This window comes from Burkholderia sp. LMU1-1-1.1 (assembly GCF_040675865.1).
GTDB lineage: Bacteria > Pseudomonadota > Gammaproteobacteria > Burkholderiales > Burkholderiaceae_D > Rugamonas.
The window spans coordinates 19265-40257 of sequence record NZ_JBEGHG010000006.1 but is presented as its reverse complement, the minus strand read 5'-3'; the positions used below and the strand labels follow the sequence as shown (position 1 = coordinate 40257).

The 20993-nt window shown below is 61.0% G+C and carries 14 protein-coding genes; 4 read left to right on the top strand and 10 right to left on the bottom strand.

What is annotated here, in order from left to right:
* Positions 1–87: 87 nt before the first annotated feature.
* The 4 genes from MRBLMU1_RS07000 (at position 88) to MRBLMU1_RS06985 (ending at position 4942) form a co-directional block, all read left to right on the top strand.
* Positions 88–2307 (top strand): peptidase domain-containing ABC transporter, encoded by a 2220-nt coding sequence (locus tag MRBLMU1_RS07000; protein ID WP_363499047.1) that lies wholly within the window; start codon positions 88–90, stop codon positions 2305–2307.
* A gap of 32 nt (positions 2308–2339) precedes the next feature.
* Entirely contained in the window at positions 2340–3716 is a 1377-nt protein-coding gene (locus MRBLMU1_RS06995) for an HlyD family type I secretion periplasmic adaptor subunit (RefSeq protein ID WP_363499044.1), read from the top strand.
* Between the two features lie 68 nt (positions 3717–3784).
* Entirely contained in the window at positions 3785–4375 is a 591-nt protein-coding gene (locus MRBLMU1_RS06990) for a phage tail tip lysozyme (protein ID WP_363499041.1), read from the top strand.
* A 60-nt stretch (positions 4376–4435) separates the two neighbouring features.
* Positions 4436–4942, top strand: a complete 507-nt coding sequence (locus MRBLMU1_RS06985; protein ID WP_363499038.1) for a hypothetical protein — start codon at positions 4436–4438, stop codon at positions 4940–4942.
* A gap of 271 nt (positions 4943–5213) precedes the next feature.
* On the opposite strand, the gene MRBLMU1_RS06980 is transcribed toward MRBLMU1_RS06985, so the two are convergent.
* The 10 genes from MRBLMU1_RS06980 to MRBLMU1_RS06935 all read right to left on the bottom strand — a co-directional run bounded on the left by MRBLMU1_RS06980 (position 5214) and on the right by MRBLMU1_RS06935 (position 20957).
* Positions 5214–6263, bottom strand: a complete 1050-nt coding sequence (locus tag MRBLMU1_RS06980) for a serine hydrolase domain-containing protein (RefSeq protein WP_363499035.1) — start codon at positions 6261–6263, stop codon at positions 5214–5216.
* Between the two features lie 90 nt (positions 6264–6353).
* Positions 6354–8786: a sulfite reductase flavoprotein subunit alpha gene (locus MRBLMU1_RS06975; RefSeq protein ID WP_363499032.1), complete on the bottom strand. Its 2433-nt coding sequence runs from the start codon at positions 8784–8786 to the stop codon at positions 6354–6356.
* Positions 8783–10888 (bottom strand): TonB-dependent siderophore receptor, encoded by a 2106-nt coding sequence (locus tag MRBLMU1_RS06970; RefSeq protein WP_363499029.1) that lies wholly within the window; start codon positions 10886–10888, stop codon positions 8783–8785. Before MRBLMU1_RS06970 ends, MRBLMU1_RS06975 begins: the two co-directional genes overlap by 4 nt.
* A gap of 86 nt (positions 10889–10974) precedes the next feature.
* A complete protein-coding gene (gene bla / locus MRBLMU1_RS06965; RefSeq protein WP_363499026.1) occupies positions 10975–11835 on the bottom strand; it encodes a subclass B3 metallo-beta-lactamase in 861 nt (286 codons plus the stop codon).
* A gap of 26 nt (positions 11836–11861) precedes the next feature.
* Positions 11862–13637 carry a class D beta-lactamase gene (gene blaOXA, locus MRBLMU1_RS06960; protein ID WP_363499023.1) on the bottom strand — a complete coding sequence of 592 codons (1776 nt, stop codon included), beginning with the start codon at positions 13635–13637 and terminating at the stop codon, positions 11862–11864.
* Entirely contained in the window at positions 13634–14017 is a 384-nt protein-coding gene (locus MRBLMU1_RS06955) for a BlaI/MecI/CopY family transcriptional regulator (protein ID WP_363499020.1), read from the bottom strand. The genes blaOXA and MRBLMU1_RS06955 overlap by 4 nt, the downstream gene beginning before the upstream one ends.
* 85 nt (positions 14018–14102) lie before the next feature.
* Positions 14103–15398 (bottom strand): ComEC/Rec2 family competence protein, encoded by a 1296-nt coding sequence (locus MRBLMU1_RS06950; RefSeq protein ID WP_363499017.1) that lies wholly within the window; start codon positions 15396–15398, stop codon positions 14103–14105.
* Positions 15399–15468: 70 nt separating this feature from the next.
* Positions 15469–18012 carry a TonB-dependent receptor gene (locus MRBLMU1_RS06945; protein WP_363499014.1) on the bottom strand — a complete coding sequence of 848 codons (2544 nt, stop codon included), beginning with the start codon at positions 18010–18012 and terminating at the stop codon, positions 15469–15471.
* A 387-nt stretch (positions 18013–18399) separates the two neighbouring features.
* Entirely contained in the window at positions 18400–19563 is a 1164-nt protein-coding gene (locus tag MRBLMU1_RS06940) for an MFS transporter (protein WP_363499011.1), read from the bottom strand.
* Positions 19560–20957 (bottom strand): tetratricopeptide repeat-containing sulfotransferase family protein, encoded by a 1398-nt coding sequence (locus MRBLMU1_RS06935; protein ID WP_363499008.1) that lies wholly within the window; start codon positions 20955–20957, stop codon positions 19560–19562. Before MRBLMU1_RS06935 ends, MRBLMU1_RS06940 begins: the two co-directional genes overlap by 4 nt.
* Positions 20958–20993 lie beyond the last annotated feature (36 nt).

The window sequence follows — 20993 nt, the reverse complement described above, 5'->3', positions numbered from 1 at the left end:
GGACCAAAGTTCCGATATCACCCGGGTTTATTATATTTTATATATAAAAATATCCGGATTAATTATTTTCATAAAGTGAAAACAAGCATGCATTCACGCTCACGTAGCGATCCACAGGTTGTTCAATCCGCGCCCGATATTGGCTCGCCTGGACAACAAATTCCGTTTGGTGCCATGGAGTGTCTGTGTTTCGCCGCAAGCCTTCACAACGTCTGCGCAGACCCATATAGTCTGGTTCGCTCGGCTGGACTCGACTATAGCTCATTGGGGAGCGAAGAAATACTTGTCGCTGCGCAGCTGTTAAACATCCGTGGTAAGGAATCGAAATTCTCATGGCCCCGGCTTCGTAAAGCCCCATTACCTGCAATAGGACAATTTTTAGACGGAACATACTTTGTGATCATACAACAATTTATGTCCCAAATCGCGATTCACGATCCGCGTTCTCCTGAGGTCCCGAGGATACTCGATCAAGCTGCGTTAGAAGAAAGCTGGACTGGAAAAGTCATATTACTTAAATTCGAAAATTCCGACGTAAATACGAATCAAAAATTCGGCCTTGGCTGGTTTCGTGAGCCTATTTTGCAACACCGGCGTATATTTATAGAAATTCTTATTGCGGCGTTTTTTGTCCAGGTGTTTGCTTTTGCCACGCCGATATTAACTCAAGTCATCTTCGACAAGGTCGTGGTGCATCAAAATATGGCCACGCTGCATGTTTTAGGTCTAGGCATGGCGGCAATCATTATTTTTGAGTCGATATTAGCTGGCTTGCAAGGATATTTTACCGCGCATACCGGGACGCGTATTGACGTGCTTTTGGGAGCGAAAGTCTTTGATCATCTACTCGGGCTTCCATTGAAATACTTCGAGCGGCGCCGCGTCGGTGATACCGTTTCCCACATAAGAGAGATGGATAGTATTCGGCAGTTTCTAACTGGTGCCTCTTCTGGAATAATGATCGATACCATTTTCATTGGATTTTTTTTACTGGCATTAATTTCGTACAGTGTTCAGCTGACCTTGGTCGTGGTATCTACACTTCCATTTTTCGTAGGTATCACGATTTTTGCCAGACCGAGAATGGAAAAGTTTTTAAAACAACTTCATGATTGCTCGTCCCACAGCCAGTCATTTCTCGTCGAAGTCGTCACCGGCATACAGACGGTAAAATCCTTGGCCGTTGAACCGAATATCAGGTCTAAATGGTCAGGTATGTTGGCTAAGCATGCTTCAGCATCGTTTAGTTCGTCAAACATGAACTCCATGTTTGTTTCAATGGGCCAGCTGATACAGAGGTTTACCACTCTAGCGATACTTTGGAACGGAGCAAGCTTAGTGATTCAAGGTGATCTGACCGTCGGTGAGCTGATCGCCTTTCAAATGCTCGCCGCCAGAGTAATTCAACCGGTGGTTCGGCTGGTACAGGTATGGCAAGAGTTAAATAATGTGAAAATATCAATCGATAGGCTGGGGGATATTATGAACGCCAAGGTAGAGACCTCGGCAAGCGTCGTGAACGCCTCAGAAAAGTCCCTGTTGGGAAATATTGAGTTTTCTGGCGTCGTTTACCGGTATGGTCCAAAGCTTCCAGCCGTCTTGAATAGCTTGTCGTTCAAGGTGAATTCAGGCCAGAAAATTGGAATTGTGGGCCGAAGCGGATCCGGTAAGAGTACGCTATCAAAGTTAATGCAGCAGCTTTATCGTCCAGAATCCGGATCAATTTTGATAGATGGGATCGATCTATATTCACGCGATCCAACTTGGTTGCGGTCACAAATCGGTGTGGTCTTGCAAGATAATCACTTATTTTCTGGCTCTATTGCTGAGAATATTGCAATCCAAAAACCATCGGCGACCCAAGCGGAAATTGTTCGCGCCGCAGAGCTAGCCGGCGCGCATGGATTCATTTGCGCTATGCCGCATGCCTATAACACCGAAACGGGCGAACGGGGGACTGCTCTATCTGGCGGACAACGCCAACGAATTGCAATAGCCCGAGCTCTCATTACGGACCCACGCGTATTGATTTTCGATGAGGCTACCAGCGCTTTGGATAGCGAGTCGGAAAGCATTATTCAGAGAAATTTAACGGAAATTTGCCAGGGTCGGACAGTGTTTATTATCGCACATCGGCTTTCGACTATCCGAAGTGCTGATGTTATCTACGTTCTGGACAGCGGCGCTATTGTGGAGAGTGGGAGCCACACGGATCTAATCGCATTAAAAGGCCACTACCACAGTCTATTTTTCCATCAGGAAACTTCAAATGACGCGGGAAATAAAAATATCTCGTTGGTTAATTAAAAATAAAGGTTTTATTATGAACTTGCTAAAAAATGAAAAATAGAGAAAATAGCTTGTCTCGTGCAGAATTGAGCTTTCTTCCTGCCACGATCCGTATTCAAGAGACCCCGCCTTCCCCGGCAGCCAGACGGTTGGCGTTGATAATTGCAGGCAGCGCGATTTTTTTAATAGCTTGGTCTTTTATAGGAACCATCGATGTCTATGCTCAAGCCCAGGGACGTTTGGTGCCATCGGGGCGAGTAAAGTTTGTGCAATCCGTTGATGCAGGTGTAGTTTCCGCTATATCAATGTCTGAGGGCCAGCATGTTTTGAAAGGCCAAATATTGATGAAGCTAGATCCTCTTATTAATCAAACCAATTTAAACAACGTTACCGATAGAATAAATTTAAATAAAATCGAGGTAAAACGATTGGAAGCGGAGATGTCCGGCGGGCCGGCTGATTATCGCGGGCTGGATATTTCTGCATCTCAACGTTTGCTGCAGGAGGCGCTACGTTCTACGCGGGACAATATGCATTCCTCCCGGATTACAGAAGCCAAGAACTTGGTTCACTCAAAAAAAATTGCTTTCAATGCAGCTGAGGATGCGTTGCGAAAGTCACACAAGTTATTGGAGACAATTCGCGAACGCGAGGAAAAGGTAAGACCATACATAGGCGAAGTGATGCCTAAGTTCGATTATTTACGACTAAAGGACTCGCTTGTAGAAGCTGAAAATGACGTCCAATCTGGAACTAATAGGGTCGTTGAGGCACAGGAGGAAGTTAGAACTGCGGAACAGCGCATAGTGCAACTTTCTGAGGAATGGCGTGGTGGAATTCTAGCTGAGGTGTCGCAAAAACGTAACGAATTGGTCCAGCTAGACGCAGAGTTCATCAAGTTGGGGCAGCTTGTCTTACAGCGGGAGCTACGTTCCCCAGTCGATGGAATATTGCAAAACGTTAATATTTCTGCCATAGGCGCAGTGCTGGGACCTGGACAGCCTGTTGCGTCAATTGTTCCATCAATGGCGGATCTAATTGTGGAGGCCTCGCTTCCTAATGAGGATATTGGCTTTGTGGAAGTAAATCAGGAGGTTGAAATTAAAGTAGATGGATATCCATCGCATAGATACGGATCGATAAAGGGAACGGTGATTCAGATCAGTCCTGATTCTGAAGATATGAATTATAGCCCGACAGATGGCGCTGACCAGAAGAAGAGCAAAAACGTGCCGACAAAATCCGGCGTTTTGTACCGGATTAAGATTCGGCCTTTGGCTCTATTTATAAAGAGGGATGGGAGTCAACTGCCGCTCTTATCCGGCATGACTGTGGTCGCGGATATTAAGACCGACAAACGAAAAATTATTGACTTCCTTATTTCACCTATTGTTAAAACTTTTGCTCACGGGCTAAAAGATAGATAATTTTACTGTTTTGTCCAGAGAAAGCAAAACAGGTTTTTTTATTTTCTCATTTTTTTTAAAGGATTTCCATGCCCACCGATCTTAATGCAAGCCAAAAAGCTGTCGAGCAGCAAATTGTTAGTTTTGGCACGACTCATGGTTTTAGTAACTCCGATATCGCCTACGCGGTAAAGGTGGCATATATCGAATCCAGGTTCGATCCAAATGCAGCAAATCCCACATCGACGGCGACCGGTTTATTCCAATATACCGATCCGAACTGGAAGACTTATTATTCTGACCTGGGCGCCAAAAACGATCCATCAAATCAAATTCAAGCGATGTTTCGGGAAATCACGAAATATAGCCAATGGTTTTCTGATCCGGCACAGAATCAAAATATTCCGGCTTCGATAACCAAAAACGAGTACATGTATCTTAAGCATCATGACGGAGTTGGAGCTACCCCTAGTGCTTCATCGCCCGGCGTAGCTATCTGGCGAACCACCAGTTTTAACCCGGTGGTTTCTTCCGGAAATATGTCGTTTAACGCTGGTGGTCAGCATTACTCGGGTTTTTATGATCTGCTGTGGAATGACAATACGTACGGCTTTGCCTCGCCGGAGAGAACCCCTAGCGTGACGATGATCATGACTAATTCTAACGACTTTTATAGCTGAAATCTGTCAGCCAAAAAAATGCCGTACTTTCTCATATCTTTATAGTATCGGAATTTTATAATGAAAAAACGCTTGTTGTTTGGTGTCGCGTTGATATGTGTTTCAAACATTTGCTTTTCCGCTTGTCTGCCGGAGTCCGCAAAATATGAAATGCGTGGCAATGAGACATATACTGCCGGTTTTCGACGCGTCACGGGTGCTCTGAGCGATCTTGCATTTTTTATACACTCCCCAAAAACGGGATTGAATTATTGGTTTCAATTCGACATGGGCAATGGCTATACTGACGCATATTTATTGCCGATCGTGGAGCCAAAAAGTGGAAGTCAGCCGCATCCGACTGATGAAGCGTCAAAAGCTCCCTCGACTTCATTTTTCTCTTTTGATAGCAAATTAAACGTCAAATCAGAGATCGTTACTACCGCGATTGAGGCTCCGGCACACATTTTCTTGCCTCAACTGGGTTCTAACTTGTATTACTTTCAATCTGCATTTACAAATTCCAGTCCTATAAAGGAACGTGAAATCTTGCCGCGAGGCCTTTTTGAATTGAAGTCTTGCGATTGAATCGGGGCGGATCATGTTGGCAGGCGATCAGCTTTTAGCCGAAGATTTATGACTTCAATTTTGAGGCTATATCCCTGATATTTATATATGGATCCGCCAGAAGATTGCGCATCTCGGGGGCCAAACCGTGGGCTTTCGAGGTGCTTTTTATCTGCAAGCGAAACAGGAATTCCGTGTCTTTTAGTCTAGCTTGCCCTGAAATCCTTCTGATGCCGCTTTGATGGCGACTAGCGGGCCGGCATGGCGGACTCCCTGACAAATTAACAGCTCCTCAACGTAACGCCTTGAAGACGTAATCGGTCAGCAGCTTGTCGGTGATCGCATGCGGCGAGCGGACCTGGAAATTGGTCGTCGTGATGACCGCCACCAGCCGCTGCTCCGGCATGATCACCACTTTGTTCCCACCGCTTCCCTGCATCATGACCGTGCGGTAGGTCTTGCCCTCCAGCGGGTAGCTCTTGATCCACCACCAGTAACCATAATCGGTAGTGTCATCGACCCGCACGTGCGGCGCCGTCGATTGCCTCACCCACTGTTCCGAGATCACGCGTTTGCCCTGCCACACGCCGCCATCGAGATAGAGCTGGCCTAGCTTGAGCAGATCACGGCTACGCAAGGCCAGGCCGCCGCCGGTCATCGCCGTCCCCGCAGGCGTGTACTGCCACTGAAGTTTGCTGATGCCCAGTGGATTGAACAGGGTGCGTTGCGCAAAATGGTCGACTTTTTCGCCGGTGGCCTTTTCCAGCAAAGGCCCCATCAACGTCGGCCCGGCGGTGCAGTAGGAAAAACTGCGGCCGTAAGGGGAATCCTTCGGTTTCGGCGTCCAGGCGGGGAAGCCCTTGATCGGCAGGTCCAGCGCGAACTGGGTCCAGTCCTCGATCAGGTACATGCTTTCCTCGTTCCCGCGCGAATACTGGTTTTGATCGTCGCATTCGAGCAGGGAACTCATGCTCAGCAAGTCTTCGATGGTGATCTTGGCTTTGCGCGGATCGGGATGGCGAACCGGCTGCCGCTCGGGGAAGAAGTCGAACACCGGCGCCTCCACGCCTGACAGGCTGCCCTTGTCGATCGCGATCCCCACCAGCATGTCGGTCACGCTCTTGGTCACCGAGCGCGTGTTGCGCAGGGCGGCTTCGCCCTCGGCGTCGTAGTAGGCTTCGTACACCAGCTTACCGTCGCTGGCAATCAGGATGCTAGTGACCTGCTTGAAATCGCCCTTGCGCACCGCCGCATCCATCGCTTCCAGCGACCGCGGATTCAGGCCGGCGTCGGAGGGCTTGGCGTAGCCCCATTCCTCGGCCGCCATAGGGCTTATCGTCACACCTGCCAACATCAAGGAAACAAGAGTTCTGCGCATAGGCCACCTGTCGTTGAAGTCGATGTAAGGCGGCGAACACCGGGCCGCGTTCACTCAGTATACATCGCGGCGATAGCGGCCCGTCTCAATCAGATCGTCGAGCGCGGCGCGGCCGATGATTTCCTCCAGCGCGGCCTCGACGCCGCCCGCCATGCCTTGCAGGCTGCCGCAGATATACAACACGGCGCCTTCGGCGATCCAGGCGCGCAAGGTGTCGGCTTTGGTGCGCATGCGGTCCTGCACATACTCGCCGCCGGAAACGTCGCGCGAGAACACCAGGTCCAGCTCCGGCAGGAAACCGCGCTCGCGGTAATCGCGGATCTCGTCGGCGCAGATGCTGTCGAACTCGCGCTGGCGCTCGCCGAAAATCAGCCAGTTGCGGCGCATGCCGCCGCGCACCCGCGCGCGCAGATGCGAACGCAAACCGGCCATGCCGGAACCGTTGCCGATGTAAATGCCCGGCAGCGGCTGCGGATGCGCATCGAACGAAGGATTGGCCACCAGTCGCACGCGCACCTCGTCGCCAGGCGCCGCTTGCGCCGTCAGCCAGCCGGAGGCCAGGCCAAGACCCCGTTCATGTCTCACCTGGCGCACCAGCAGTTGCATGCCGCCATCCGCCGGCAGCGAGGCAAGCGAGTAGCGGCGCGGCGCGATGGCCCGGCGCTGCTCGTCGCTGGCGCCGGCAGGCGTGTAGTGGCCAGGCCAGATGTCGACCAGCGCGCCCGGCTGCCAGTTGGCTGCGGCTTCGGCATCGCCGGCGCACAGCGTGATTTCGTAGAGCCCATCGCCGACGCTGCCGGGGTTGAGCAGTTCGCGTTTCGTCAGCCGCCAGTTGGTATAGTCCGACTCCGTCGCGGCGGCCGACAGCGACACCTCGGCCGCATCGCCGCCGATCAGCTCACGCAAGGTGTGCGACCAGCGGGCCAAGGCGCCGGCGTCGCCGTTATCGACCTCGATCATCGGATGCAGCGGCCGGGCGCCCATCACGCGCAGGCGCCGGTCCAGCGTCTGGCCGAAGCCGCAGAACTGCACGTAGTTGCGGTCGCCCAGCGCCAGCACCGCGTACTGCATGTGCGCCAGCTCCTCCGCCGCCGTCTGCAGCAGGCGGCTGAAGCGGCGCGCGCCGTCCGGCGGTTCGCCCTCGCCGAAGCTGCTGGCGACGAACAGCGCGCGCCGGTATTTGACCAGCTGCGGCGGCGTCAGTTTTTCCAGCGAATGCACATGAACCGGCACGCCGGCCTTCTGCAGGGCCGCCGCGCTTTGCAGCGCCAGGCGTTCGGCCTGGCCGGTCTGGCTGGCGTAGGCCATCAGCACCGGCTCGAGCGCGCTATCGGCGACACCGGCGCCGGCGGCGAACTGCGCGCGCTCGGCCTGCGCGATGCGCTTCTGGCGGCGGCGTTTCAGGTAAAGCATCCACCCGGTGATCGCGAAGCCCGGCAGCGCCAGACTGGTAAGGAACATGAACAGACGACCGGGCAAGCCGAAATACGTCCCCATATGCAGCGGATAAATGGTCGACTGCGCCCGCGTGCCGACCGCCATGTCGCGATACGGCTCGTTCTTGATCATGGCGCCGGTCTGCTGGTTGACCGACATGCGGCCGCGCGCGCGCACGTGCGGTGCGTCGTTGGCCACCCACAGGATCTGGATCGGCTGCGTGGCGCGCTCCGGCGGCCGCAGGAAGGCCATCTTCCAGTCGGGCGCGGCCTGCTGGAAGGTGGCCCAGCTCGCGCTCAGGTCGGCCTGTTCGGCGGGCTTGGGCGGCTTGACGCCTTTCGTCTTCGGCGCGGTCGCCACGCGCGGCGGCCGGGTGGTGCCCAGCCAGCCGTCGACGGTGTCGCGCACCACGTCGAAACTCCAGTACAAACCGGTCAGCGTGAACACCACGTACGCGGCCAGCGCCCAGGTGCCTGCCACCGAGTGCAGCCCCCACAGGAAGGAGCGGCCTTTCAATCGCGTGTCGAAGGTCAGCCAGGTGCGCCAGTCGAGCGCGCGGCGCGGCCAGCGCAGATACAGGCCGCTGAGCGACAACCCCAAAAGGCAGATCGCCAGGATGCCCAGCACGATGCGGCCTACGTCGCGCGGCAACAGCAGGTGGCGGTGCAGCGACTCCACCCATTCGAAGGCGTCGTCGTAGCGCAGCGGCGGCAGCAGCGCGCCGGTGTACGGGTTGAGATAAATCGTCTCGCCATGCTCGGCGCCGGGCGCCGGCGCCATCGTGACGCGCGCGGTGGTTCCCGGCTCGGTGTAGACGATGATGCCGGTGATGCGCGCTTCGGGATGCAGCAGCTTGGCCGACTGCGCGATTTGCGGTGGCGCCAGCACGGGCGCCGCCGGCTCCACCGGCACGTGGATCACGCCCGGATTCAACAGGTCCAGTATCTCGTCGCGGAACGCGAGGATGGCGCCGGTGAGCCCGATCAGTATCAGGATCGTGCCGGCGGTGATGCCGACAAACCAGTGCAGCTGGAACCAGAGCTTTTTCACAGATCGACCTTCACGCCGAGTTTAATCAGACGCGGCGCGCCCGAGCTCAGGCGCGTGCCCGCGCCTGCCCAGTACTCCTTGCCGCCCGCGTTTTCCACATTGAGCTGCACGCTGGTGCGCTTGCCCATGACCGTCGTCACATAGCGGCCGCCGACGCTGAACAGGGTGGCGCCGCCGAGGAAGGCCTGATTCAAATCGTTGACCGGACGGCTGCCGGTGTAATACGCGCCGCCGTTGAACGACAGGCCCGGCACCGCGTCGAGTTCATACGACAGGAAGGCGCTGGCGGTGCGCTTGGCGGCGTTTTCCGGCAGCTTGCCGTTGTACGCGGCGCCGATGTCGCGGAATTCCGGATCGATGAACTGGGCCGAGGTTTGCCACGACAATTGCGGCGTCAACCTGCCCTGGGTGGACAGCTCCAGGCCACGGAAGTGCTGCTCGCCATCGGCGCTATAGATGTTGGCGGTGTTGGTGTAATAGCCCGGACGGTTGATCTCGAACAGCGAAGCCTGCACCAGGGTGCCGCCGGCGCCCGGCATGCGCCAGCGCGCGCCCAGTTCCTTCTGGCGGCTCACGCCGGGCGCCAGGCGCTGATTGGCGTTGGCGGTGCCGGTCGGCGCGGTCTCGCCCTCCTCCAGGCCCTGGGAGCCGGAGACATAGAACGACAGATCGTCGGTATATTTGTAGATCAACGCCGCCATCGGCGTGGTTTTGCTCACGTCATAATGATTGGTGCCCTGGTCGCTCTTGTACTTCACGCTGCGCACGCCGGCGACGGCCTGCCAGTTCGGCGAAAAGGTCATGCGGTCGATCGCGTAGGCGCCCGAGTCGCGCGTCTCCAGGCCGGCGGTGGTCGGCGTGGTCGAATAGGCGCCGACAGTGTAGTTGGTGACCGGCGTCGGATTGTACAAATTCTGCGACGGGATCGTGAAGGTGGCCTGGTAGATCGGGTCCTGTCCCTTGTCGGTTCGGTTCACGCCGAAGGTGACGTCATGCTTGACCGGGCCGGTGGCCACGGTGCCCGCCAGCTCGGCGCGCAGCATGGTCGAATCGAGCACGCTGTGTTGCAGGTTGCCGGTGATGCGGCCGGCGCCGGTGGCGATGGCGGCGTTGTTTGTGAAGCGGAAGATCGGCAGCGCGCGGTCGCGCGCCGTTTCCGAGTGGCCGCCTTCGACGGTCAGCGCCCAGTTGTCGCTCAGCGCATAGTCGGCGCGCAACAGCGCGTTCTTGGTCTCGGTCTCGAATTTGGCCCAGTCCGGACCGACCAGGCGTTTCGGATCGACGGTCGCCGGCAGGGTGATCACGCCGTTGACGGCGGTCGGCAGGGTGATGCCCACTTGTTCGGTGACGCGGCGCTTGTCGTATTCCAGGTCGGCCGCCAGGCGCAGGCGCGCATTGACGCGCCAGTCCAGCGCCGCCGAGATGAAGCGGCGGTTGCCGTTGCCAACATCGTCCAGATAGCTGCCCAGGGTGCCGCCTGCGGCGTTGATACGCACGCCGACCTGCTGCTGCTCGCCGAAACGGCGCGCGACGTCGGCGGTGGCCACCGCCGTGCCGTTCTGGTCGACCGTCATGCCCACCGTGGTCACCGGCGTGGCGCCGGCGCGCTTGGTGACGAAGTTGACCACGCCGGCCGGCGACGTGAAGCCGTAATACAAGGCGGTTGCGCCCTTCAAAACTTCGACACGCTCCTTGTCCTCCATCGGCACCTGGCCGAAATTCATGATCGGCAGCGAACCGTTGAGGCGATAGTTGGTGCGGTTTTCCACCGCGATGCCGCGTATGACCAGCTGGTCCCAGGTCTCGCCGCCGTTTTGCTGGCGCGTGACGCCGGCCGTGTTGCGCAGCGCGTCGTACAAACCGCCGGCCGCCTGCAGCTCCAGCACTTCGCGCGTGACGACGTTGACGGTCGACGGCACTTCCATGATGTCTGCGCCACGGAAGCTGCCCGCTTCGACCGTCGTCGGCACGAAACCGTCGGCCCGCGCGGCCGTCACTTTGACGGTCTGCAGGATTTTTTCATCGGTCTCCTGCGCCAGCGCGGCGGATGGAAAAGCGGCGCACAGCGCGAGGTAGACCGGGATCAGGCGAAACTGGGACATGAGTGGACAAGAAGGCATCAAATTGAAAGGATGCCGTCATTTTACTAGATAATGAGAATGATTATCAATTCCCATTATCCCCTGCCCTATTTGCCCGCCGCCTCCGCCGCCAGCGTTTTATTCAATCGCTCGGTGCCCGCCTCCGCATACGCGCGGCATGCCTGGCGGTCGATAAAGGCCGCGTTGCCCAGTTTGGGCTGTTTGGCCAGGCGCTCGAACAGGTCGGAGGCGCCGGGATGCGCCGAAATCAGGATATCGCAATCGAACCCCGCCACCGTGGCGATCGATTTCTTTATATCGGCCAGCGCGGTCGGATACGACTTGGAATCGCTGTAGCGGAACGGCTTGGCGGCGAACGCGTTCAGGCTGTCCGCATACACCATAGCCGCGCCCTTGCCGTTCTCGGTCGAGCGCCAGGTCCAGCTCACACCACCCTGCGTGTGGCCCGGCGTGTAGCGCGCCGTCACCGCCAGCGGCCCGAGCTTGACCACTTCGCCATCGGCCACGGCGCGCGTATTGGCGACGGGCTTCATCGCCGGCAGGTCGCCGTATTGCGGATCGCCCTTGCTCGGCTGTCCGCTGCGCAGCACCTTTTCGCCCTGCACGCTGGCCAGCACGGTCGCCCCGGACAGTTTCTGCAACTCGCTGATGCCGCCGGCGTGGTCGAAGTGGTCGTGCGAGTTGAGGATGAATTTGACGTCCTCCAGTTTGAATCCCAGCTGGCGGATGTGCTGCGCGATCATCGGCGCCGATTCGGGACTACCGCCGTCGATCAGGATGTGGCCCTGCGGCGACGTGATCAACACGGCGCTCAGGCCGCGCGTGCCGACGTAATAGGTGTCGCCGAACACCGCGAACGGATCCTGCGGATCGTTCCAGTTCTCGGCCATGGCAGGCGCTGCGAACAAACCTGCGGCAAACACCGCCGACAGCATCAAACGTTTCATACCTTGCATCGTCATTCCTTTGGTTGTTAAAGCTTGTCCAGGCGCGCAGGCAGCTCGCGCAGCATGGCGGCGCGGGCGCGGGGTCCGCCGGCGCCCTCCTGCGTGCGGTCCAGCACCAGATGCGCGAACACCACGGTGCGCCCGCCCTTGCTGGCCCAGCCGACATACCAGCCGTACTGCATCGCGCCGACGCCGTCGCCCTCCACCCGCACCGGCGACGCAGTCCCGGTCTTCCCCTGGACGGTCCAGCCGTTGGACAGCGTCACCGGCGCCATGATCCGCGACGTCATCTCATAAGCCTGCGGCGACAGCGGCAGCTCGCGCCGCACCATCTTGCGCAGGAAGGCCACCTGCTCGACCGGCGAAATCTTCAGGCTCGAGCCGACCCACGACAGCGACAGGCCGTTGTCCTTGCCGGCGTCGCCGGAGAGGTCGCGGTTGCCGTAATCGAAGCCGTCGATGTAGCGCTTGAAGCGCTCCATGCCCAAGGCGGCCGTCACCTGCTGCGCGAACCACAGCACCGAGTTCTTGAACCACAGCGTCGGATCGGTGTCCTGCCGCCACGACTCGTTGTAGTCGGTATAGCCGGCCTTGAACGGCATCATCGGCGTGTGCGCGTCGGTCAGGATGCCGGTGTCATAGCCCATCAGGCTCACCACGATGTTGAACGTCGACGCCGGCGTCACGCGCTCGTCGCAGCGGCCTTCGTTCGCCAGGGTCGCACCGCTGGCCGCGTCGGCCATCGTCAGGCAGCTGAACGGCTGGCGCGATGCCGCCGCGGCGGCCGACAATGGATCGATGCGCCATGCCAGCGCCGGCTGAAACGCCAGCGTGACGAGGAAGATGCCGGCCAATCCGGCCAACGCCCCTAGCCGCAGCCACAGCGAGCGCCCGGCGCCGGACGGCGCGCGTATCAAGCCGATGCGGGCGGCCAGCTGCCGCGCGCCGACGCTGCCAAAGGCGAGCGCCGTCTCGACGCCGGCCCCTTGCATCTTCAACTGCGCCAGCAGCGCCGCAGCGTAGGCCTTGCGCTGGGCCGGCGGCCGGCCGCGCAGCACATCGCGGTCGCAGCCCAGCTCCTGCGCCCACGACAGCCGCCCGCGCAGCATCCGCATGAAGGGATTGAACCAGAACAGCGTTTGCAGCAGCAGGCCCGCGCCCATCCATTGCAGGTCGCGCCGGCGCAAATGCGTCACCTCGTGCTCGATCATCATTTGCCGCTGCAGGGGATCGAAGCTGCACAGATGCCTGGGCAGCAGCAGGCGGGCGCGGAAAAAACCGTACAACATCGGCGAAATCGGCGCGTCCACCTCGATCACTTCGGCGGCGCCGGCCAACGTGCCGGGAACGCTGCTGCCCGAGGCCGACAAACCGCGCAGGAATCGCCCGGCTTTCCACAGCCGGAACGTGGCGTAGCCCAGGCCGGACAGATACACCACCAGCCAGGCGCTGGCGCCGACGGCCAGCCAGGAGCGCCCCGCCGGCCGCATATCCGTGCTCCACTCGGCGCCCGTCGCGGCGGTCGAGGGCGTGGATTTTCCCGGGACGGACGCGGCAGCGATGGCCGGATTCGGCAATTCGATTTGCGGCACCACACGCAGCCGTTCGCTGTGCGGCAGCAGCACCACCAGGAAGGCGGCAGCGACGGTGACCTGGCCCAGCAGCCAGACCGACCGTTGCGACGCCAGCGCGGGCAGGCGCCGGCCCAGCACCGCCAGCAGGGCCCACACGCCCAGGCCGGCGGCCACGCAGCCGGCGCATGCCAGCAGGAACCGGTAAATCAGCAGGTCGTCGAAGCTCATGGCGCGGCGTCCGGTTCGTCCGGCCAGTCCTTCAGCAGTTGTTCGAGTTGCGCCAGCTCGTCATCGTCGACCAACTTGCTGCCGGTGAACATATTCACGGGCAGCGGCCCGTCCATCTCCATCACCCGCTGGCCGAAATCGCGCGCGAACGCGGCCAGGGTGCCGACCTTTTCCAGCACCGCCGTATAGACTTGCACGCCGTGCACGGTGTGCTGGCGCAGCGAGCCCTTGTCCAGCATGCGCTCGAGCGTCTTGCGAGTGGACGAGAAGGACCAGCCGAGCTCGTCTTCTATGTGCTGGTGGATTTCGCGCGCGCTCAGCGGCTGCTGCTTCCACAGCGCCTTGAGCACGGTCAGTTCGGTGATGGATGGGATGGTCATGGCGGCCTCTTCGTGACAGATGCCACCATTATGCGACACTTGTCACACAACCGTCAACAATCGACACCCCGGCCGCGCAGCGCCGTCATCCACACTGGAACGGCCCGTGTTCGGCCAATACCCGGTCCGTTTCGCTAGAGCTGTCCAGCACGACAATGCTATATTGCTCGCCGCCCGGCGCCACCCGCACCACCACGTGCCCGTTGCGGCTGGCCAATTTCGCGATATCCTTGGTGGCAACCTCGTTCTCCGGCTTGACCGCCGTCGCGTACACGCCGCGCTCGCCGGGATACAGGCGCTTGCTCAGCATGTTGAACAGGGCCGGAATCGAAGGGTGGGCCGAATCCCAGGTCATGATGATGAAGTTCCCGGGACTGAGCGCCCTCACCGCCTCCGGCCCCATGCTGTCGACATAGCCATGGTGGTTGGCCGCCACCACGTCCACATGGCCGGCCGCGAGGGCAATCGGGGTCTCGACATCCCGCCAAGGGTCGGCGCCAAAATTGGTGTTGTTCGACACATCGCCACCGGTGTAATAGCTGAACTTGCCGTAGCGCAGGCGCAAGGCCACCGAACATTCGTTTTCGGTGGGCGGCGCTGCCGCCGGCTTGCCGTCCGCCGGCAGCGCTTCGGGCGGAAACAGATCGCGTGTCGAATCGCCCTGTCCGGTCCACAACTTGCCGTTCGCATACAGGTTGCGGATCTCGAAGGAGGGGTAGTCGGCAGCCTTGCGCAGCAGGCCGATCTGGCTGCCGGAGCCGGGGGCGAAGCGCTGCACGATGGCGCCGAGGCGCTGCTGGGCACGCACAAAGGCGATGTAATTTTCGTTGCTGGCGCCCGTCAGCGGAGCGGGAAACGCGTAGTCGGGGAAGGCGCGGTCGATGATGCGGCGCACCGGCACGATCTCGGCCACGTCGGTGATGCCGGTCAGGCGATAATCGCCATGGCGCGAGCGCGGCAGGCCAGCGACGTATTCGCCCATGTGGTCGCGGTGCAGATGGCTCAGGACGAAATAGTCGATCTCGTCGCGGCCTGCGGCGCGCAAATGCCGTTTTGCATAGCGGCCTATCCACTCGCCCGGGCGGCGCTTGCCTGAAGGCAGGGGCGCGATCGCAAAACGGTCGCGGTCGTAGATGGCGCCGGCGTCGATCAGCATGCTGGTGCCATCGGGCAGGATAAACAGGGCGGCATTGCCGCTGCCTGTCGCAATGTGGTGAATGTCGAGCATGCCCGGCCGCCAGGGGGCGAAGCGGCCGCCGGCGGGGGCGGTTCGGGCCCCGGCTATTTGCACCGCCAGCGCCGCGCCCGGCAGCGCGGCGCTGGCGAGCAGGGCGCCGGAGGTGGCGAGGAACGCTCGCCGATCATGAAAAGTGGAAGACATGGCACTCCAGCAGCAAGGAATTGAAGGACAAGCCGTGCCGCGCCGGCTCGGGCGCGCCACGGGCGCAAGCTTACCAGCGGAACGTTGCCGAAGCGGTCACCGTCCGGGCGAAGATCGGCCTGCCCACCGTGGCGTCCCCCACCGTCAGCGCGTTCGAGACCGGCACGCGGGCGTTGCCCTCTGTGAGTCCCGTCGAATTGGTCACGTTGGCCACCATCACCTGACAGCTGATGGCATCGGTCAAATCCATCTGCAGGCCGATATCGAGCGTCCGGTAGGGCTTGAGCACGCTCGAGTTGACCAAGTCCTGATAGCGCTTGCCGATCGCGTTGAACGCGGCGTACAGCCGTCCCGAGCGCTCTCCCAGGGTGAACTTATAGGCCGGCTCCAGCGTGACCATGTAGCGCGGCACGCGCGGCACGTCCTTGCCGACGATGCTGGAGGCGGACACCGCGTTGAACGGATTGGCGGCATCGACCCGGGGCTGCTGCAGGGTAACGGAGCCGGCCAGATCGAACGCGCGCACCGGTTTCCAGACCCCTTCGAACTCAATGCCCTTGGTCGTGGTGTCGATCAACATCGCCTGGTTGGTGAGGTTACCCAGGGCATCGGTGACGAAGGTGGATGAATTGAGGCTGTCGAAATGACTCCAGAAGCCGATCAGCGCCATTTGCACGGTCGGCAACGCCAGCTTGATGCCAACCTCGCCCTGCTGGATCTTGGCGGTCGGCACCGGCTGGCCGTTCGGCAGCGTTCCCGCCACGCCGTTGTTAATGTTGGTCCACTGGTCGCTCAGACGCGGCAGGCTGAACGTGCTCGAATAGCGCGCGAAGGTGTTCAGCTGCGCGCTCAGTTGATAGGACGAGCCGACGGTCCACGAAGTGCCGCTCAAGTGATTGTCGTATGGGACATATCCAGTCAAGCCCGTCACGCTGCGCGCCGCCAGCGGGCCGCTGGTCGAGATGGTCTGCGAGCCGATCAGGCCACGGTTGCCATGCTCGTCGCGCCGCACCCGGCGAACGCCCGCGTCGACCTGCCACTCCTTGTTCACGTGCCAGTCGTCCGAGAGATAAATGCCGGTCGCCGTGCCCCGCATGTTGCCGATGAGGCTGCCACCGCCATAGGCCAGGAAGCCATTTTCAGTCAGCAGGCCCAACGGATTCCCGCCCGCGTCGAGCGCCTGGATATCCAGCGCGTCCGGGTTGCTCTTCACATTGGTCAGGATGGAGTTGCTCAGGTTTTCCTGCGCCAGCCTGAATTTGCTCAGGCTCGCCCCCATGGTCAGCTCGTGCCGTCCCCAGGGCCCGTCGCCGAATGTCCTGGTCAGGCGAAGATCGTTGAACGCGTTGCGGAAGTCGGTGCGCGTGGTCGACCAGGTGTTGGTCATGGTCAGGTTGGCCGTTTGCGCGGGATCGAACACCGTGGAGGTGCCCGCGATCAGATAGCGCAGCGACGCCGTGCCCGGGAACGCGGTCCTGGCCGCGCCCAGCCTGCTGTTCAGGTTGGCGCTGGCGGCATTGGCGGCGCCGTTGAACAGCGCATCGAAGCCGACGCTGCCGGTCGTGTAGCGCGCCTTGTCGCTGAGCTTCCAGCCATTGCCGAGGTCGATATCGGCGCCGAACGAGACAGTCTTGACGTCGGCATGAATGCCGTCGGCCAGATCGCGTTGTATCGTGGTATTGCCACCATTGCCGTCAAGCTTGCGCAGCTTAACGTTGCGGAAACTGTTGGAGACCAGCGTGCCCGTGCCCGGATCGATCAGATTGGCCAACGACACCGAAGGATTGTTCGGATCGGCCAGCGGGATCGCGGAATAAAATATCGTCTTGTCGTTTAGCAGCTTGACGTCGGCCCATAGCTTGCCCCGGTTGTGGTCCAGCAGGTACGTGCCGCCGACCTTCAACTGGCCGCCCTTGTCGGCGCCGCTAAAGCCCGGATCGCGCAAGCCATTGTCGCGCCGGTAGAAGCCGCTCACGCTGTAGAGCAGCTGCTCGTTGACCGGCCCCGACATGGCGAGATCGACCCGCGTCTTGTTGTTATTGTCGGTCGTGAACTTGACGGCATGTTCGGGCGACTCGGTGCCGTGGTTGGTCAGAAAATTCACCACCCCGCCGGAGGCGTTGTTGCTATAGATCGGTGCCGTGCCGCCCCGGACGATTTCCGCCCGCGTGGTGCCAAGATCGACCCGATACAGTTCGTCGATTTGAAGCTGGCGCTCGAAGTTCGATTCAAACAAGGGAATGCCGTCTTCGAGCATATCGAGCAGGCGGAAGCCCGACCACGGCAAGCCGCGGATCACGACGTTCTCGCCGCCGCCCTCGCCGCCGGAATTCTCGACCTGGATGCCGGGAACCGACTTCAGCAGATCAACCGCGCTCTTGGGCGACTTGCTTTCAATGGCCGCCTCGCCGATGGTGGAGATCGCATACGGCGTCTTGAATTTCTGCTTGCGTTCGGATGTGCCGGTGACCACCACTTCCTGCATCGGGTCGGCCGGGGCGCGTTCGCGCGCCGCCGCTGGCGGGGTTGGCGGTGTTTCCGGAGCCGCTGCCGGCACCGTCTGCGCGCCCGCGCAAGCGATGAAGCCGAGTGTACCCAATACCGCCAGAGCCATTGCATTCCGGCGTACAGCCCGAGGTGCTAGTTGGTCATTCATGATTTGTCCGATCTCCGTTATCACCCGCTGGGCGGGCTGTTATGTGTAGTGTCAGGATGCCTGAGCCAGCCCCTTGTCGGGTGAAACGCGTTGGTCGGCCTGGTCCATTATGCACACTTTGAAAATTCAACGCAATCGTTTGCATTCTTTTTGTTGCAATATGAAAGTCTCTCAATATCCGTCAATTTCACGCTAATTTGATTACTTTTAACGCTAACTCTACAGAAAGTAGAGAACGCCAAGAAACCGCAAATCGGGAAACGAAAGCAATCGTTTGCAAAGCGTTTTGCCGTGTCGCAGCGGTCCCCGGCGGGGAGGGCCGGGGGGAAGAAGGGGCAGGCAGCGCTAAGCGGCCTGGTCGAGACTTCGGGCGGGGAACATGGCGGCGGCGCCCGCCAGCACCAGCAGCGCCAGCATCAGCCAGACCAGCAGTGCGTACTGCCGCTCGCCAAGCACCAATGCCCCCAGCATCGGCCCCGAAGCCAGTCCCACCTTGGAGGCGAAGCCGCCCCAGACCGCGCCGCTGCCGCGCTGGTCGAAGCGCGCGCACATGCCCAGCAGATAGGCGATGACGAAATTCCACGCCACGCCGGCGGCCACGTTGGCCACCACCCAGATCCACACCACGTGGCTGTACAGCAGCGCCCAGCTGCCCACCACCGCCAGCAACATGCCGCCGCCGATCGGTCCGGAGATGCCGAACCGCGTCGACAGCACCACCACCATCACCGCGCCCAGCATGGCGACCCAGTTGGCCACCCCCAGCGTGCCGCTGACGAAGTCCAGCGACAGGCCGGCGCTGCGGCCCAGACCGATCAGGTAGGCGTACAAGCCCATGTTGGCGGCCTGGAACAGCGTCACCGCGCACAGCGACAACAGCAGCGGGCGCGAGCGCGCTGTGGCCGGCTTCGCCACCTCCGCCACCTCCACCCGCACCGGATAATCGGGCAGCCACTGCAGCAACAACAAGGTGACCACGGAAAACAGGATCAACGCGGCAAACAGCACGTAGGTGCCTATCAGCGGCACCAGCAGCGGCAGCACCATCACCCCCAGTCCGCCAGCGGCGGCCTGGACCAGCAGCAGCACGCCGAACGTGCGGTCCGGCGCCGGCGTGCGCGCGAACACCGAGAAGCTCAACCCGACCAGCGCGCCGCCGATCACGCCGTGCACGAAGCGCACGCCCATCAGCACCAGCGGCGTGTGCGCCGGCATCGACAACAGGTCCAGCACCACCAGCGCCAGCAACAAGCGGCACGACCAGCGCCGCCAGTCGAGCCGGCGCACGACCAGCGCCAGCAGCAGCGCCCCGCAGGCGCCGCCGTACATATTGAGCGAGCCCACGATGCCCGCCTCGCGGTTGCTGAAATGCAGGCCCTGCTGCAGGCCGTCGACCAGCGCCGGCATGATGTTGACGTAGTACAGCCCGGCCGTGGCCAGGAAGGACAGCAGGATGCGCGCCGCCATGCCGTCCGGCGCGGCGCGGGGAATGCCGAGATATGTGTTCAAGTTGCTTCCTGTGGATGGGTAAAGTCGCGATCGCCGCAATCGACGCCATGCGTCGTGAGGAAATCGGCCAGCGGCGCCAGTTGCTCGGCGTAGTTGCGCCAGCGTTGTACCGAGCGGCCGTGCAGCGGCTGGCGCACCTGGGCCGCGCTGGCGGTGGCCGACGGCGCCGGATTGCGGTGGAATTCAAGGCAGGCCGGTTCCCACGCCAGGCCGCAATAGGCCAGCAGCGCGCGGCTGTTCGCTTCCTGGGCGCCGACCAGCGCTTCGTAATCGACCTCGTGGATGGCGTCCGGCAGGCACGCGCGCCAGTGGCGCATGAGCCGGTGATAGGCCAGGTAATAATGGCCCAGGTCCTCCAGGCTGTAGGAATACGGGTAGCCCATGCGGAACAGGGTCTTGTACATGGCCAGGCAGCTGTCGAGCGGATGGCGGCGCAGGTGGACCACGCGCGCGCCGGGCAGCGCCAGCCGGATCAGCCCCAGGTACAGGAAATTGTCGGGCGTCTTGTTGATCAGCGCCGGGCTGTCGCAGCCATAACCGGCGATGCCTTCGCGGTAGAGCCGGCCCAGCGCGGCGAAATCGATGCTTGCGGCGCGCGCGATCAGATCGCGCTTGCCGCCTTCGCCCGCCGCCAGCCGCATCAGGCCATAGACGAAATTATTGATTTCCCCCAGGCTGCCGACGCGGCTGTGCGAACCGAGGATGCGCTCGACCAGCGTGGTGCCGCTGCGCGGCAGGCCCAGCACGAAGTAGGCGCGCTCGCCGGCGCGCGGCGGCGGCGCCGTGGCCAGCAGGCCGGCGTCGAAGGTGGCGGCGATCTGCGCCATCGCCGCCACGTCGCCCTCGACCCGGTAGGCCAGCGCCGCGCGCCGCTGGTCGGCGCCGCGCCGCAGATAGGCGAACGAGGCGGCCGCCTCGCCCAGGTCCTCGTGCTCCTTGGCCAGCGCATAGCACAGCGGCACCGCCGCCGCGTGGCCGGACGGCAGCCGCGCCAGCGCCGCGCGCAAGCCGTCGATATGGTTGCGCCCGGCCGTCGACACCCGCAGCTGCGAGCGGTTGAGCCAGGCGGCGGCATCGTCCGGGTCGCGCTCGATCACGCGGGTGAACAGGTCGTAGGCGCGCTCCAGATCGCCCAGCGCCGTGCAGGACGTGGCCAGGTTGTACAACACCCGGGGATCCGCCGGCAGCAGGCGCGCCGCCCGCTCGTGGCAGCGCGCCGCCGCCGCGAAGCCGGCGCAGTGCAGATACAGTTGCGCGATCCGCTGCAGCGCGGCCGGGTCGTCGGCGCCCGCGGCCTCCATCCCCGCCAGCGCGGCCAGCGCCTCGCCGGTGCGCCCGCGCGTGATCAGCGCCTCGATGGCCAGCAGTTGCTGGGACAATTGGTGTGGGCCCATGGCCGTCCGCTCCATCAGCATAGAGGCCTCAGTGTA